We start from the raw sequence: 265 nt of genomic DNA, 5'->3' as shown, positions 1-265 counted from the left end.
ATGACCCGTACGGGATTCGAACCCATGTTACTGCCGTGAAAGGGCAGTGTCTTAAACCACTTGACCAACGGGTCATACTACAAAAATATACGGAGAGTGAGGGATTCGAACCCTCGAAACAGACTTTAATCCGTTTACATCATTTCCAATGATGCTCCTTCGGCCAGCTCGGACAACTCTCCATAGTACTCCGGCAGGCGGGCTCGAACCGTCGACAACCTGATTAACAGTCAGGTGCTCTACCAACTGAGCTATGCCGGAATAA

The 265-nt window shown here is 49.4% G+C and carries 3 tRNA genes; all 3 read right to left on the bottom strand.

The window, feature by feature from the left end:
- Position 1 precedes the first annotated feature (1 nt).
- Positions 2-74 (bottom strand) — tRNA-Glu (locus tag AC6UDA_RS06960).
- A 16-nt stretch (positions 75-90) separates the two neighbouring features.
- Positions 91-182, bottom strand: a tRNA-Ser gene (locus AC6UDA_RS06955).
- Positions 183-188: 6 nt separating this feature from the next.
- Positions 189-261: transfer RNA gene (locus tag AC6UDA_RS06950), tRNA-Asn, on the bottom strand.
- Positions 262-265: the final 4 nt, after the last annotated feature.

The sequence above is a fragment of the Fructilactobacillus sp. X8R4C1 genome (genome assembly GCF_059900905.1).
The sequence above is the reverse complement of the archived record's forward strand: the minus strand, read 5'-3'. Positions and strand labels throughout refer to the sequence as shown.